Here is a 13,521-nt window from a genome sequence, read left to right on the forward strand (position 1 = left end):
CTCGCGCCGCGCTCGGCGTTGCCCCCCGGACGGCGCGCCCTGGCGGTGTCCTCATCGAGTCGTCGGCATGTGCCGACTCCTGAAGGCTGCCCCTCATGCCGAGAGTGGCAGTCTTCGTCTTCCACTCATGCCCCCTTCTGGCGCCTGTCTTTAGCTTGAGCCCGACGCTCAGGGGCAGAAGACGGCGGTGACTGCTGAGTAGAAGGCCGGGCGGGCATCCGGGATCGCCGGGTGGGCTGGGTCGTGCTTCTCGGAAATCTCCAGATCGAAGACATCGGCCACCAGGACCAGCTGGTGTGACGTGTCCGTGCTGGTCATCGACAGACTGTTGTAACCAGGGCCACCGCCGTCGGTCTCCCATACCTGGACATCCCCGGTATCGCAGGGAACCGTGACCTGCTGGACGCCCAGCGCGTAGTTCTTCCCGGGCGCAGTCGTCAGGAGCTCGCGCTGCTGAGCCGGCGGCAGCAGCCGGCCGCCGAACAGTGCCGTGTCGAAGCGGGCCAGATCAGCGACGGTGGAGACCATCGCGCCTGCGGTCCACTCGCCGGACGGATTGAACTCGGTGACATCGCGGTAGCTCAAGTCATAGCCACGCAGGAACGGCCTCGGCAGAGTCGGATCGTCGAGCGGGAACGACGTCTCGGTCAGCCCGAGCGGTTCGATGATGCGCCGGCGGATCTCCTGATCCGCCCGATGGTGCGTCACCCTCTCGATGATCATTCCGGCGAGCAGGTAATTGGTGTTGGAATAGTCCCAGCCCTGCCCGGGTGGGAACACAGGCGGATGCGCCATCGCGGCGGCGATCACCTCCTGCGGCGTCTCACCGCCCCGATCGGTGCCGATCTCGGGATCGTAGATGCCGCTGGTGTTGTTCAGCAGCTGCCGGACGGTGATCAGCCTTCCGTTGTTGCCGTTGCCCCGGACCATGCCGGGTAACCACTTCTCCACGCTGTCGTCGAGGCTGAGACGGCGCTCGGCGACGAGCTGCAGCAGCACGGTCGACACGAAGGACTTGGTGTTGCTGTAGATCCGCCAGTGGTCCTGCGGCCGGGCGATCCCTGCGGCCAGCTGCCATCGCTGCCTGTCCTGCCGGACGAGCGCGATCACCCCGGGATTGCCGGCGGCGACCGCATCGTCAAGGGCCTGGCGCACTGCCGCCCGCGGTGGCGGCTCGCTTGCATACGCGGTGCTGCCACCAGCCATCGACACGGTCAGTGCTGCGACGGCACAGACCGTCCTCTTCACTCTGCTGCTCGACATGTCTCTGTCGTCCTTCGGTCGGTGAATCTGTCCGTGCCGACTCTGCCGGGGCCGACGCGCGGATTCGACCAGGTGAACCCCCGTCTTTGACCCCGGGGACAACCCGGTGGTGAGACGGGGGACTACCGGCTGCCGCGCCGGCCGACGATCATCCATCCTGGATGCATGCCCGCCCACGCACGCGCACTCCGCCAATTGCTCTACGCCCTGGTCGGTGTCCCCCTCGGACTGGCCGGCCTGGCCTACACGGCGTATGTCGTCGCCGGTGGCGCTCTGCTGTCGCTCACCGTCGTCGGCCTGCCGTTGCTCAGCGCCGGTCTCCGCGGCGCCCGGCTCTTCGGCCAGTTGCATCGAGCGCTTGCCAGACGTCTCCTCGGCGTGACGACCACGGCACCACCTCCACCCGCACGTGCCGGTTCCGGTCTCACCGGCTGGGTCCGAGCGGGGCTGACGGACCGGGCCGCCTGGCGCGCGGTGGCCTATCTGGTTCTGAAGGCGCCGATCTCCGTGCTGTCCCTGGCGGTTGTCGTTGCCGGCTACGGATATGGCCTGGCTGCGTTGACCTATCCCGTCTGGTGGCGGCTGATCCCACGGCAGGCCGATGCCGTCGGCGTGCTCCGGGCCGGTTTGCCGTTGCCCGGTGACGTCTACCTGGACTCCTGGCCACGAGCGCTTCTGACAGCCGCGATCGGTGCCCTCCTGCTGCTGCTCGCACCGTTCGCCCTGCGAGCCGTGCTGACACTGGATCGCATGCTCGTCACCGACCTGCTCGACGCGCGCCGGCTGGATGAGCGGGTCCGCGAGCTCGAGGCCAGCCGGAATTTCGCAGTGCAGGAATCTGCCGCTGCCCTGCGGCGCATCGAGCGCGACTTGCACGACGGCGCTCAGGCCCGGCTGGTGGCTCTGGCGATGAACCTGGGCGCGGCCAAGGAGCACCTGGAGCAGAGTGACGCGGACCCGCAGGCACGTGAGCTGGTGGTCAGTGCGCACCGCGACGCCAAAGCAGCCCTGGTGGAGCTGCGTGACCTGGTTCGCGGCATCCACCCGCCGATTCTCGACAGCGGTCTGGACGCCGCATTGGCGACCCTGGCCGCTCGTAGTCCGGTGGCGGTCGATCTGACCGTCGCGATTGCCCGGCGACCGTCGCCGGCTGTCGAGACCATCGCCTACTTCTGCATCGCGGAGCTGCTGACCAACGTTGCCAAACACAGCGGAGCACCGCGCGCCGCGATCGGCGTCGAACAGGACGACGGACGGTTGCGGTTGCGAGTGACCGATCACGGCCGTGGCGGCGCCGAGGCACGGGGCGGCCTTGCCGGTCTCGCCGACCGGGTCCGTACCGTCGACGGGCGACTCGTCATCAGCAGTCCGGTCGGGGGTCCTACCGTGGTGACGGTGGAACTGCCGTGCGAGTCGTGATGCCCAACAGCCGTCGGTCCGGAGCCGCCGAGCGTGTCCCGGTTGCCGGAGTTCCGGCGACGCCGTTCGTCCACACCGTGGAGCTGCTGTGCGCGTCGTGATCGCCGAGGACGCGGCAGTGCTTCGCGACGGCCTGACCCACATCCTGACCAGCCGTGGACACTCCGTGCCCGCCGCGGTGCCCGACGCGACGCATTTGCTGGCCGCTGTCGCCGAGCACCGGCCCGAGGTGGTGATCGCCGACGTTCGTATGCCTCCGACCCGCACGGACGAGGGTCTGCGCGCGGCAATCGCCATCCGCCGTGACTTTCCGGAGATCGGAGTGCTCGTCTTCTCGCAGTACATCGAGACGCGGTATGCCGCCGACCTGCTGGCCGGCGGTGCGCAGAAGGTCGGGTATCTGCTGAAGGACCGGGTCGCCGACGTCAGCGACTTCATCGGCGCGCTGACTCGAGTGGCCGGGGGTGAGACCGTCCTCGACCCGGAAGTGGTCACTCAGATGTTCGCTGCCAGCCGCCAATCCGGGCACTTGGCCGGTCTGACACCTCGGGAACGTGAGGTGCTGGCGCTGATGGCCGAAGGCCGGTCGAACATCGCCATCGGTGAACAGTTGGTGCTCGCCTACAGTTCGGTCGAGAAGCACATCACCAGCATCTTCACCAAGCTGGGCTTGCCGTCTTCGTCCAACGATCATCGTCGGGTGCTCGCGGTCCTGCACTATCTGCAGCAATAGCGCAGGCCTGCCATCCCGTAAGGGCCGCATTGCTGCCGCAGCCCGCGTCGGCTCGGGCTCGCCGGGTGCGGAGCCGCGCCGGGCCGGGCGCCGGGCTGCGTAGCGCTGCGCTTGTGCCGGGCGTCGGGCTGGGGCGCGTCATGGCGGGTTGGGGGGCGCGCTGTGCCGGGTTGCGCTTGTGCCGGGCGTCGGGCTGGGGCGGGTCACGGCGGGTCGGGGGCGCGTCATGGCGGGTTGGGGGCGCGCTGTGCCGGGTTGCGCTTGTGCCGGGCGTCGGGCTGGGGCGGGTCACGGCGGGTCGGGGGCGCGCTGTGACGCGCGCCGGGCTGCGTCGCGTCACGGCGGGTCGCGGCGCGCTGTGCGGGGCTGCGCCGTGCCGGGCGTCGGGCTGGGGCGCGTCACAGCGGGTTGGGCGCTCTGTAGCCGGGCTGCGCTGGGCTGTATTGCGCTGCGCTGTGGCGTTTCAGGGCGACGGAGTGAGAAGTCAGGCATCTGGAATGTCTCGGTTCCGATAGTTACCGTCCGGTAACCAGAGCCGAGCCAACTCCACCGGAGGCCGGACATGCCCATTCGCCTGCGCTTTTTCGCTGCACTGGCGGCCGTGACGACTGCTGCGGCGGTCGGCGCTTCCGCACCGGCGCAAGCCGCCGTCACCATTCCTGCGTTCTACACGCCGCCTGCGACGCTGCCGGCGGCCGACGGAGCGCTGATCCGCAGCGAGCCGCTCCCGCTCGCCTTGTCGCTGCCCGGCATCACCGGCACGCTGCCGGGCACCGCCACCCGAATCATGTACAAGTCGACCGACTCCAACGGCGGACCGGTCGCGGTCACCGGCGCATACGTCGAACCGGCCGCCCCCTGGTCCGGCGGCGGCGCACGGCCGCTGGTCGTGCTGGCACCAGGCACGATGGGCCAGGGCGACCAGTGTTCGACCTCCCTGGCCCTGCAGCGCGGCCTGATCATCGGGACCGAGAACGATCAGCTGACGCTGTCGATCGGCTACGAGGTGCTGGCCATGTACCGGCTGCTCGCGAAGGGCATCGCCGTCGTCCAGACCGACTACGTGGGGCTCGGCACCACGGATCGCCTGCACACGTACGTGAATCGGGTCGACGAGGGCCATGCGGTGCTGGACGCCGCCCGGGCCGCCCGCGCCCTGACCGGCACGTCGATCACCGCGAGGTCATTGGTCGGCCTGTACGGCTACAGCCAGGGCGGCGGAGCGGTCGCGTCGGCGGCGGAGTTGCAGTCGACCTACGCCCCGGATGTCAAGGTCACCGCCACTTACTCGGGTGCACCTCCGGCGAACCTGGCTGCGGTGACGGCCGGCATCGACGGCAGCGAACTGGCGGGCGCACTCGGCTGGTCCATCAACGGGTTCGCCCAGTCGGAGCCCGGGCTGCAGTCGGTCCTCGATCGCTATCTCAGTGACAGCGGACGTGCCGTACTGAAGAAATTGTCCTTCATGTGTGTCGGCGACGCGATCTTGAACTATGCCGGTAAGAAGAGCGCGTCGTGGACGACGACCGGGCAGTCGGTCACCGACATCATCAAGGCCGAGCCGGAGCTGAAGTCGTTCATCGATGACCAGCTCATCGGGACCCGCAAGCCGGCCGGCATCGTCCGTGTCGCGACCGGTACCGGCGACAACCTGGTTCCGCACGGTCAGGCTCGCACGATGGCGGCGAACTGGTGTTCGCTGGGTGGCCGGGTCGTCTACGCGCCGGTGGTGCTGGTTCCGACGATCAGTCCGCTGATCAACCACTTCGGTCCGTTGTTGACCGATCAGGGCACCGCGGTCGACTGGCTCGACCGGCGTCTGGCCGGCGTCCCGGCCGTCTCCACCTGCGCGCTGCTGTCGCTGCAGCCGTGACCGGCACGCGTGGCGGGCCGCGGCAACGTCCCGCCACGCGTCCGCGCGCCGACCACCCGACGCTGTGGCCCGCCCGCACTTGAAAAGTAGAGCGGCCGTGCCCGGAGAAGCCCGGGGGAGGCCGGGCAAGTCGCGGCCGTGCCCGGAGAAGCCCGGGGGAGGCCGGGCAAGTCGCGGCCGTGCCCAGAGAAGCTGGGGAGACCGGGCAAGTCGCGGCCGAGCCCAAGGAAAGCCCGAGCAAGACCCAGGCGCGAGGCGCGGCCGCGACCGGAAACGATCAGCGACGCAGCGGCACGACCGTCGTCGTCACGATCTTCGTCTTGACGGCGTGCTCAGCCGGCACCGAACTCACGATCACCGCGCCTGAGGCGATCGCCGCGTCGTCCCCGATGACCACGTCCGGCTCGATGTAGATTCCGGTGCCGAACCGGATCCGGGACCCGATGGTCACCTTGCCCGAGGTGACGACCGACGGCCCGCTCGCGTTGTCCGAGCCGATCACACTGTGGTGGTCGAACGAGTTGTACGCCGAGAAGAAGTTGTTGTCCCCGACCTGGACCCCGGTCGCGATGTGGCAGAACGCGCACACGATGTTCCCCTGCCCGAGTGTCACATCGGTGGCGATCTTCGCTGTCGGGTCGATCGCGTTCGCCAGCGGCACGCCGGCGTCCGTGCACAGCGCCCGGAATCGAGCGCGGACGGCCGGCGACCGCCCGATCGCGATGATCGCCGCGTCGTAGGAGCCGTCCGCGAACAGCGAGCCCACGAGCGAGGAGCCGCCGACCACCGGCACCCCGTGCACCGACGCCCCCCATCGGGAGGAGTCGTCGTCCACGATCGCCACGGCCTGCTGCGTCTTGCTCCCGGCCAGGATGTCCAGCACCTGGGTGGCACCGAGCGCCGCCCCGATGATCAGGATCCGCTGCCGTCCGGGCGCCCCGGCCAGCGGCGAGGGGAGATTCTCCACCGGAGTGACAGCCACCGCAGCCTCGACGTCCTTGACCGTGATCAACCGGTCGAGGCCGAGAGTGGCCAGGTCGACGCCCAGTTCAGCGGCGCGCTCCCGGGCCTTGACCGTAGCCCGCGGGCCGTCCGGGGCAGGTGCGGCAGCGGCGGCCGAGGCCTGCTCGACCACGAAGGCGTCCCGGGCGGCGGGCGAGGCGAACAGGTGCGCGATCGGCTGCGACAGCGGAACCTCGGTTCCCTTGGCCGCCCCGTGCAGCAGCACCCCGGCCACGGGAGCGACCACCTCGAGGACCGCCTTGCTCGTCTCCACCTCGGCGAGCAGCTCGTCCTTCTCCACTTCGGCACCGTCCTCGGCGAACCACATCACGAGGATGCCGTGCTCGCTGTTGACGTCGTTGGTGGGAACCAGAACCGGATTCACTGCAGGTCTCCTAATTCAGGCAAAAAAACGATTTCGGCGTACGGCCGTAGCCGGTCCCACTGTTCAGCGAGCGGCCGCACGAATGGCCGCCTCGATCCGGGCACTGCCGACGAGAACGGCCGATTCCTTGGTCTTCGACGATGGGATGATGGTCGGCTCGCTGGCCACCACGCTGACGGGCCGGCGCAGTCGCCCGAACAGCTCGCGCGAGACGACGGACGCGGCCTCGGCGCCCCACGACCACCCGTCAGCACCCTCTTCGACGGTCACCAGCGACTCGGTCGCCGCCGCCGACGAGAGCACCGGTTCCCAGTCCATCGGCGCGATCTGCGCCGGCACCACCAGCTCGGCGAAGATCTCCTCTTCCATGGCCAGCCGCTCGACCACCTTGGCCGCCAGATGAGCCTGGTATCCATAGGCCAGCACGGTGACCGAGCATTCAGAGGCCGGCACCGCCGACAGCCGGACCGTCGGCAGCATGCCGGAGGAGGTGGCCGTCAGATCCCCGACCATCCCGTTCACCGGCAGGGTCAGGTGTTGTGGATAGAGCAGCTTGTGCTCGACGTAGAGCACCGGTTCGTCCCGCGACAGGAAGTCCGCGAACACCACGCGCGGGTCGTGGTAGAGCGACGCCGCCACGACCCGCAGATGCGGCACGCCGAGGAAGTGCTTCTCCAGGCTCTGGCTGTGCGTCGGCCCGTAACCCCGATGCCCCCCGGTCGCCGCGCGGATGATCACCGGGCAGGTGGCCTGACCGGCGTACATCGTCTGGTATTTGGTGATGTGGTTGACGACCTGGTCGAACATCAGCGTCAGGAAGTCGCCGAACATCACCTCGGCGATCGGGCGGTACCCGGCCAGCGCGAGCCCGGCCGACACCCCGGCGATCGCTCCTTCGCTGATCGGCGTGGTCCGCACCCGGGCCGGGAAGGCGGTCGACAGGCCGCGGGTCACTTTGAAGGCCCCGCCGTACGGATCGGCGATGTCCTCCCCGAGCAGAACGACTCGCTGGTCGTCGCTGAGCGCGCCCCGCAGCGTGTCCCCGAGCTCCTTCGCGAAGATCACGGCAGGGCCCTCGCCGTCGCCACGACCTCGCCCAGCGCGGTCTCCACCTCGTCGTCGATCCGCGCGAGGTCCGAAGGGGCCAGGCGCCGCCCGTGCACGACCAGTGGTTCCACCAGCCAGTGCGCGTCGATCTCGTCCTGCGGCCGCTCGTCGTCGCTCTTGGAGTGGTGACACAGCCGATACGTGTGGAGGAGAAGCACCCGGGGCCCGGATCCGGAGCGGACCGCGGCGATCTCCTCACCGGCCGCGGCACTGATCTCGGCGACGTCGGTGCCGGCCAGCTCGGTCACCGGAATACCGAACGCGGAGAAGCGTGAAGCGAAGGAACCCGCCATGTTCGCCGCGAGAGGCGTGCTCTGCGCCCACCGGTTGTCCTCGCAGACCACCAGCAGCGGCAGTTTCCACAGCGACGCCATGTTCAGCGTCTCGTAGACCACGCCTTCGCCGAGCGTCCCGTCGCCGATGAACACGACGCTGACCGCGTCGGTGCCGGAGAGCTGGTTGGCCAGGGCGATCCCGGCCGCGTTGGGCACGATGCCGCCCTGCACGCCGTTGGACTTGAAGCCGGGCGCGCAGATGTGCTGGCTGCCGCCGAGGCCGCGGCAGACGCCGGCCTCCTTGCCCATGATCTCGGCCATCAGCCCCAGCGCGTCACCGGAGTGGGCCAGGTAGTGGCCGTGGCAGCGGTGGTTGCTGAAGATGTGGTCGCCCTCGGTGAGGTGTTCGACGACGCCGACCGCGTCCGCCTCCTGCCCGATGCAGGCGTGCGTGGTCCCGTTCAACGCACCCTCTTCGAAGAGCTGGAGCAGCGTCTCCTCGAACCGGCGGATGAACCGCATTCGCCGGTATCGCCGGTGGTCGAGCGGTTCGCCGGTGACTCCTGTGAGCCGCTGGTCGGACCGCGCCGGCGCGAGCGCCGTCGTCATGAAGAGCCTCCCCGAGGGCGGTGATCCATCGCGCCCGACCCTACCGATGCTCAGGGTTCCGTTGGAGACACCTTCAGCCATCGTGGAGCCGACGGGGATCGTCGAATACGAGCCGAACGGCCGGTCTGCCCCACCCAACGGATGGCACCGGCCCGCGTGTGGCGCTGACTACAGTAGACGAGCCGACGACGACGTACCGTGACGAAGACCGGCCTGCCGGATAGCCGTCACAGCACTGCCGCAGGGGCCCTCCCGGTAGTAGCGTCCGTCCACTCCAGACTTCTCATCCGGGAGCGCACACAGACATGATTCCGCTCGTCGATCTGCAAGCCGCCCACGCCGAGGTCGCCGAGGAGGTCGACGCCGGCTTCAAGCGGGTGCTGGCCACCACCGGGTTCGTCGGCGGTCCCGAGGTCGCGGCGTTCGAGCGCGAGTTCGCCGAGTTCTCCGGCGCGGCGCACGTCGTCGGCGTCGCGAACGGCACCGACGCGGTCGAGCTGGCCCTGCGCGCGGCCGGCGTCGGCCCGGGTGACGAGGTCGTCGTCCCCGCGAACACGTTCGTCGGCACGGCCGAGCCGGTCGCCCGGATCGGTGCTCGCGTCGTCCTGGCCGATATCGATCCTGCGACCTACCTGGTCGACGTGGACAAGATGGTCGCCGCGGTCACCTCGAGGACGAAGGCTGTCGTCCCGGTCCACCTCTACGGTCAGATGGCCGACGCGGCAAAGCTGCGCGAGATCCTTCCCGCGGAAGTAAAGGTCGTCGAGGACGCCGCCCAGTCCCAGGGTGCGCTGCGGCACGGCCGCGGCGCGGGTGCTGACGGCATCGCCGCCACGAGCTTCTATCCGGGCAAGAACCTGGGTGCCTACGGTGACGCCGGCGCGGTGCTGACCCCCGATCACGATCAAGCGATTACGGTACGGACCCTGGGCAGCCACGGCGGTCTCCAGAAATACGTCCACGACCTGGTCGGCGTGAACTCGCGCCTCGACGCGCTCCAGGCGGTCGTGCTGCGGGCCAAGCTCGCCCGGCTCGGCACCTGGAACCAGCAGCGCCGCGCCGCCGCCGCCCGCTACCACGAGTTGCTCGCCGACGTGGAGGTCGTGCTCCCCGCCACTCTGGAGGGCAACGAGCACGTCTGGCACCTCTACGTCGTGCGCGTCCCGGGTGGACCGTCGCGCCGCGACGCGGTGCTGGCCAGGCTGCACGAGTCGGGTGTCGGCGCCGGCATCCACTACCCGTACCCTCTGCACCTGACGCCCGCCTTCGCCGACGAGAAGTACCCGGCCGGCAGTTTCCCCCTGGCGGAGCAGGTCGCCGGCGAGATCCTCTCGCTCCCGCTCTACCCGCAGATCACCGTGGACCAGCAGGAGCAGACCGCCGCCGCGCTGAAAGCGGCCCTGAGCAGCTAGGTAACACTGTGTACATCACCATCCGGGACCGGCCGGCCGGCAAGCAGGCCGGTCCCAAGGCGAGGGTGGCCACGACGGTCGTCCTGCTCGGCGTGGTCAGCCTGCTCACCGACATCTCGTCGGAGATGGTGACCGCGGTCCTGCCGCTCTACATGACCGCCGAGCTCGGTCTGAGCCTGCTCGCGTACGGCGTCGTCGACGGCCTCTACCAGGGTGTCAGTGCCCTGGTGCGGATCTTCGGCGGCTACCTGAACGACCGGACGAGCCGCCCCAAGTGGGTCGCCGTGTTCGGCTACGGCATCTCCGCCCTCAGCCGCGTCGCCCTGATCCCGGCGCACAGCTTCGCCGCGATCACCGGTGTGATCACCGCCGACCGCCTCGGCAAGGGTTTCCGCACCGCCCCGCGGGACGCGCTGATCGCCGACGCCTCCGAGCCGTCGATGCTGGGCCGGGCGTTCGGCGTGCACCGCACCCTGGACACGATCGGTGCCGCGCTCGGCCCGCTCGTCGCGTTCGGTCTGCTCCTGCTCGTTCCCGGTGGTTACTCGTCGGTGTTCGTGGCGTCGTTCGCGTTCGGGTTGCTTGGTGTCACCGTGCTGGTGCTGTTCGTGCCGGATCTCCGTACGTCGGGCGGGGGTCTGGCCGCGAAGCGGTTGGTCAAGGAACTGGCGAGTCCGCGACTGCGCAAGCCGCTGGTCGCGGCCGGGCTGCTCGGCCTGTTCACGGTCAGCGACGGCTTTCTCTATCTGTCGCTGCAGCACAGTGGCGATTTCGCGGCCCGCTGGTTCCCGCTGATGTACGTCGGCACCAACCTCGTCTATCTCACGCTCGCGATTCCGCTGGGCCGGCTCTCCGACCGGGTCGGCCGCGCGAAGGTGTTCCTCGGCGGGCATGCCGCGCTGCTGGTGACGTACCTGGTCGCGGGTGGTTCCAGCGGTGGCCTGATCGCGACACTGGTCGCGCTGGGCCTGCTCGGCGCCTACTACGCGGCGACCGACGGTGTGCTGCCGGCCCTGATCAGCAAGCGGGTCCCGGCCGCGGCGCGGGGCAGTGGCATCGCCGCCGCGCAGACCGTCGTGGTGCTCGCCCGCTTCGCTGTCTCGCTCGCCTTCGCCGGACTGTGGGAGACGATGGGGCCGCAGCACGCGCTCTACCTGGCCGCTGGTTTCCTTGTCGCCGGCATCGGAGTGTCCGGGTGGCTGCTGAAGGGCATCGACAAGTGAACCTGCGTTCCCGGCTGGCGGCGTTCGCCGTCGTGTTCGTGCTGGCGATCGGCGGCACGGTCTGGTCGATTCTGCACACCCGGGAGAAGCACGCCGACGAGGTCGCCGCCGCGCACCCCGTGCCGACGGCCGACCTGACCACGGTCACTGCCGAGCCGCACGTGGTGTTCCGCAGCACGGCGATCGGCAACGACTACGGCACGGTGGCGATGGTGCCGCTGACCGATCCTGACGGGCCACGCGCGTTCACGACAGTGGCCTGCGATCGCGTCTACGCCCACCGCGACGAGGCCGTGTGCATGTACTCGAAGCCGAGCCTGGTCACGACGTACACAGCAGAAGTTCTTGATCAGAACTGGGCGGTGCGCGCCGAGCTGCCGCTCAACGGTGTGCCGAGCCGCACCCGCCTCTCGCCGGACGGCAGCTGGGCCGCGACCACGACGTTCGTGTCCGGTCACGCCTACTCGTCGCCGGGCGACTTCTCCACCGAGACGCTGTTGACGCCCCTGGCCGGGGGAAAAAGCCTCAACCTGGAAACCGACTTCCAGCTGTACGTCGGTGGCAGGCGCACCACCGCCCAGAACCGCAACCTGTGGGGCGTCACGTTCGCCGGCGACGACGACCACTTCTACGCGACCGCCGCGTCGGGCGACAAGACGTGGCTCGTCCGTGGCAGCCTCCGCGAGCGGACACTGACGGCCCTGCGCGAGGACGCGGAATGCCCGTCGCTGTCACCCGACGGCACGCGGGTCGCGTTCAAGACGCGCAACGGGCAGCCCGAAGGCCAGTGGATGATCGCCGTCCACGACCTCGCCACCGGGAAGTCCACGCTGCTCACCGAGAAGCACAGCGTCGACGACCAGATCGAGTGGCTCGACGACCAGCGCGTCCTTTACGGCCTGCCCCGCTCCGGCGACGGCCCCTCGGCGAGCGACGTCTGGGTCGTCCCGGCCGACGGCACCGGATCTCCGTCGATCTTCATCCCCGACGCCTGGTCGCCGGCGGTCGTGCGCTGACGCGGTCTCCAGTGCTTGAGTGACATCGCCGGGCGCTCGATGAGATGCCACGACGGGATCGCGAGGGCGAACGTGCCGATGCTCGCGATCACGATGTAGGCGAACAGGCCCAGATCCGGCACGCCGAGCAGCGCCAGCAGCTGCTGCACCGGGAACGCGTAGATGTAGAAGCCGTAGGAGTAGTCGTGCCTCCGCCCGACCCGCTGGAACGGCTTCGGCAGCCGGACGGCCAGCCACAACGTCAGATACGCGAACGCCGGATAGCCGGCCACGTCGAAGCCGCCGAACTGCAGGCTCGCCGGCAGCACGATCGCGGCGACGATCGCGCCGAGGTCGTTGAGCACGATCCGCTTGCGGTACACCTCGAACAGCGCGCCGAGCAGGAAGACATAGGTCAGATACACCAGCGAGTACGTGTCCAGGCCGCCGATGCCGAGGAACGGGCCGTGGTCACCCTGCGGGCCGGGGATCTGCGGGGCCGTCACGAGATCGCGGACGATCAGCGCGAACAGCCCACCGGCCAGCACCGCGACGACCCAGCGGGCGCGCTTCAGGACACCGATCAGCGCGAGCCCGGCCACCATGAAGTAGCAGAGCACCTCGTACATCAGGCTCCACAGCGAGCCGTCGAAAACCGAGGTTCCGGTCATTTTCCCGTACGGCGTGTCCAGCAGAAGCCCCGAGATCCCGTACTGCCGGACGGCGATCGCGACGTTGTTCACCACATACCCGAACGGTCCACCCGGCTCGGCGAACACCCCGGTCAGGGTGCCCCGCTCGATCAGCGCGACGACCGGGGCGAAGACGAACGCCGTCACGATCAGACACACCCACAGCCCGGGCAGGATCCGCAGGCCGCGATGCCACAGGTAGCGGGGGAGCGACACCCGTCCGGCACTGCGCGTGATCAGGAACCCGGAGATCGTGAAGAACCCGAGGATGCCGATCTCGCCGAGCGCGGTCTGCCCGTGCGTGAGCCCGCCACCCGGATCCTCCCGCCCGTAACCCAGCGGCAGGGAATGGGAGACCAGCACGGCGAAGGCGAACAACAGGCGAAGAAAACCGAAACTGTTCTCCGGCCCGGAGAAGGCCGCGTCGACCGTCCGCCGCGTCCAGATTGGAGCCCGCATCCCAGGATTAGACCACGTCGCTCGAAGTCAATTCCACAGCGTCGGAAGAACGACTCGCCGGTACGGGAAATGCG

The 13,521-nt window shown here is 69.3% G+C and carries 10 protein-coding genes; 5 read left to right on the plus strand and 5 right to left on the minus strand.

Features of this window, described 5'->3' with window-relative positions; genetic code table 11:
• Positions 1-168 precede the first annotated feature (168 nt).
• On the minus strand, positions 169-1,440 hold the full coding sequence (locus ACH442_RS38470) for a serine hydrolase domain-containing protein (protein WP_396343042.1): 1,272 nt from the start codon (positions 1,438-1,440) through the stop codon (positions 169-171).
• Here ACH442_RS38470 and ACH442_RS38475 point away from each other — a divergent pair.
• The 3 genes from ACH442_RS38475 (at position 1,429) to ACH442_RS38485 (ending at position 5,288) form a co-directional block, all read left to right on the plus strand.
• Positions 1,429-2,682, plus strand: coding sequence for a sensor histidine kinase (locus ACH442_RS38475; RefSeq protein WP_396343043.1), 1,254 nt, complete (start codon positions 1,429-1,431; stop codon positions 2,680-2,682). The genes ACH442_RS38470 and ACH442_RS38475 overlap by 12 nt on opposite strands.
• A gap of 88 nt (positions 2,683-2,770) precedes the next feature.
• On the plus strand, positions 2,771-3,415 hold the full coding sequence (locus ACH442_RS38480; RefSeq protein ID WP_396343044.1) for a LuxR C-terminal-related transcriptional regulator: 645 nt from the start codon (positions 2,771-2,773) through the stop codon (positions 3,413-3,415).
• A 601-nt stretch (positions 3,416-4,016) separates the two neighbouring features.
• Positions 4,017-5,288, plus strand: coding sequence for a lipase family protein (locus tag ACH442_RS38485; protein WP_396343045.1), 1,272 nt, complete (start codon positions 4,017-4,019; stop codon positions 5,286-5,288).
• Between the two features lie 277 nt (positions 5,289-5,565).
• Here ACH442_RS38485 and ACH442_RS38490 read toward each other — a convergent pair whose 3' ends face one another.
• The 3 genes from ACH442_RS38490 to ACH442_RS38500 form a co-directional block, all read right to left on the minus strand.
• The gene (locus ACH442_RS38490; protein ID WP_396343046.1) at positions 5,566-6,675 is read right to left on the minus strand and encodes a biotin/lipoyl-containing protein; all 1,110 of its coding nucleotides are present in this window, start codon (positions 6,673-6,675) and stop codon (positions 5,566-5,568) included.
• Between the two features lie 63 nt (positions 6,676-6,738).
• Positions 6,739-7,740 carry an alpha-ketoacid dehydrogenase subunit beta gene (locus ACH442_RS38495; RefSeq protein WP_396343047.1) on the minus strand — a complete coding sequence of 334 codons (1,002 nt, stop codon included), beginning with the start codon at positions 7,738-7,740 and terminating at the stop codon, positions 6,739-6,741.
• Positions 7,737-8,666: a thiamine pyrophosphate-dependent dehydrogenase E1 component subunit alpha gene (locus ACH442_RS38500; protein ID WP_396343048.1), complete on the minus strand. Its 930-nt coding sequence runs from the start codon at positions 8,664-8,666 to the stop codon at positions 7,737-7,739. The genes ACH442_RS38495 and ACH442_RS38500 overlap by 4 nt, the downstream gene beginning before the upstream one ends.
• 305 nt (positions 8,667-8,971) lie before the next feature.
• Between ACH442_RS38500 and ACH442_RS38505 the strand changes: the two genes are divergently transcribed.
• The gene (locus tag ACH442_RS38505; RefSeq protein ID WP_396343049.1) at positions 8,972-10,078 is read left to right on the plus strand and encodes a DegT/DnrJ/EryC1/StrS family aminotransferase; all 1,107 of its coding nucleotides are present in this window, start codon (positions 8,972-8,974) and stop codon (positions 10,076-10,078) included.
• Between the two features lie 8 nt (positions 10,079-10,086).
• Positions 10,087-11,301 (plus strand): MFS transporter, encoded by a 1,215-nt coding sequence (locus ACH442_RS38510; protein WP_396343050.1) that lies wholly within the window; start codon positions 10,087-10,089, stop codon positions 11,299-11,301.
• Between the two features lie 892 nt (positions 11,302-12,193).
• On the opposite strand, the gene ACH442_RS38515 is transcribed toward ACH442_RS38510, so the two are convergent.
• On the minus strand, positions 12,194-13,447 hold the full coding sequence (locus ACH442_RS38515; protein WP_396343051.1) for an acyltransferase family protein: 1,254 nt from the start codon (positions 13,445-13,447) through the stop codon (positions 12,194-12,196).
• Positions 13,448-13,521: the final 74 nt, after the last annotated feature.

Origin of the sequence: Actinoplanes sp. NPDC020271, from assembly GCF_044388125.1 — a bacterium.
GTDB lineage: Bacteria > Actinomycetota > Actinomycetes > Mycobacteriales > Micromonosporaceae > Actinoplanes.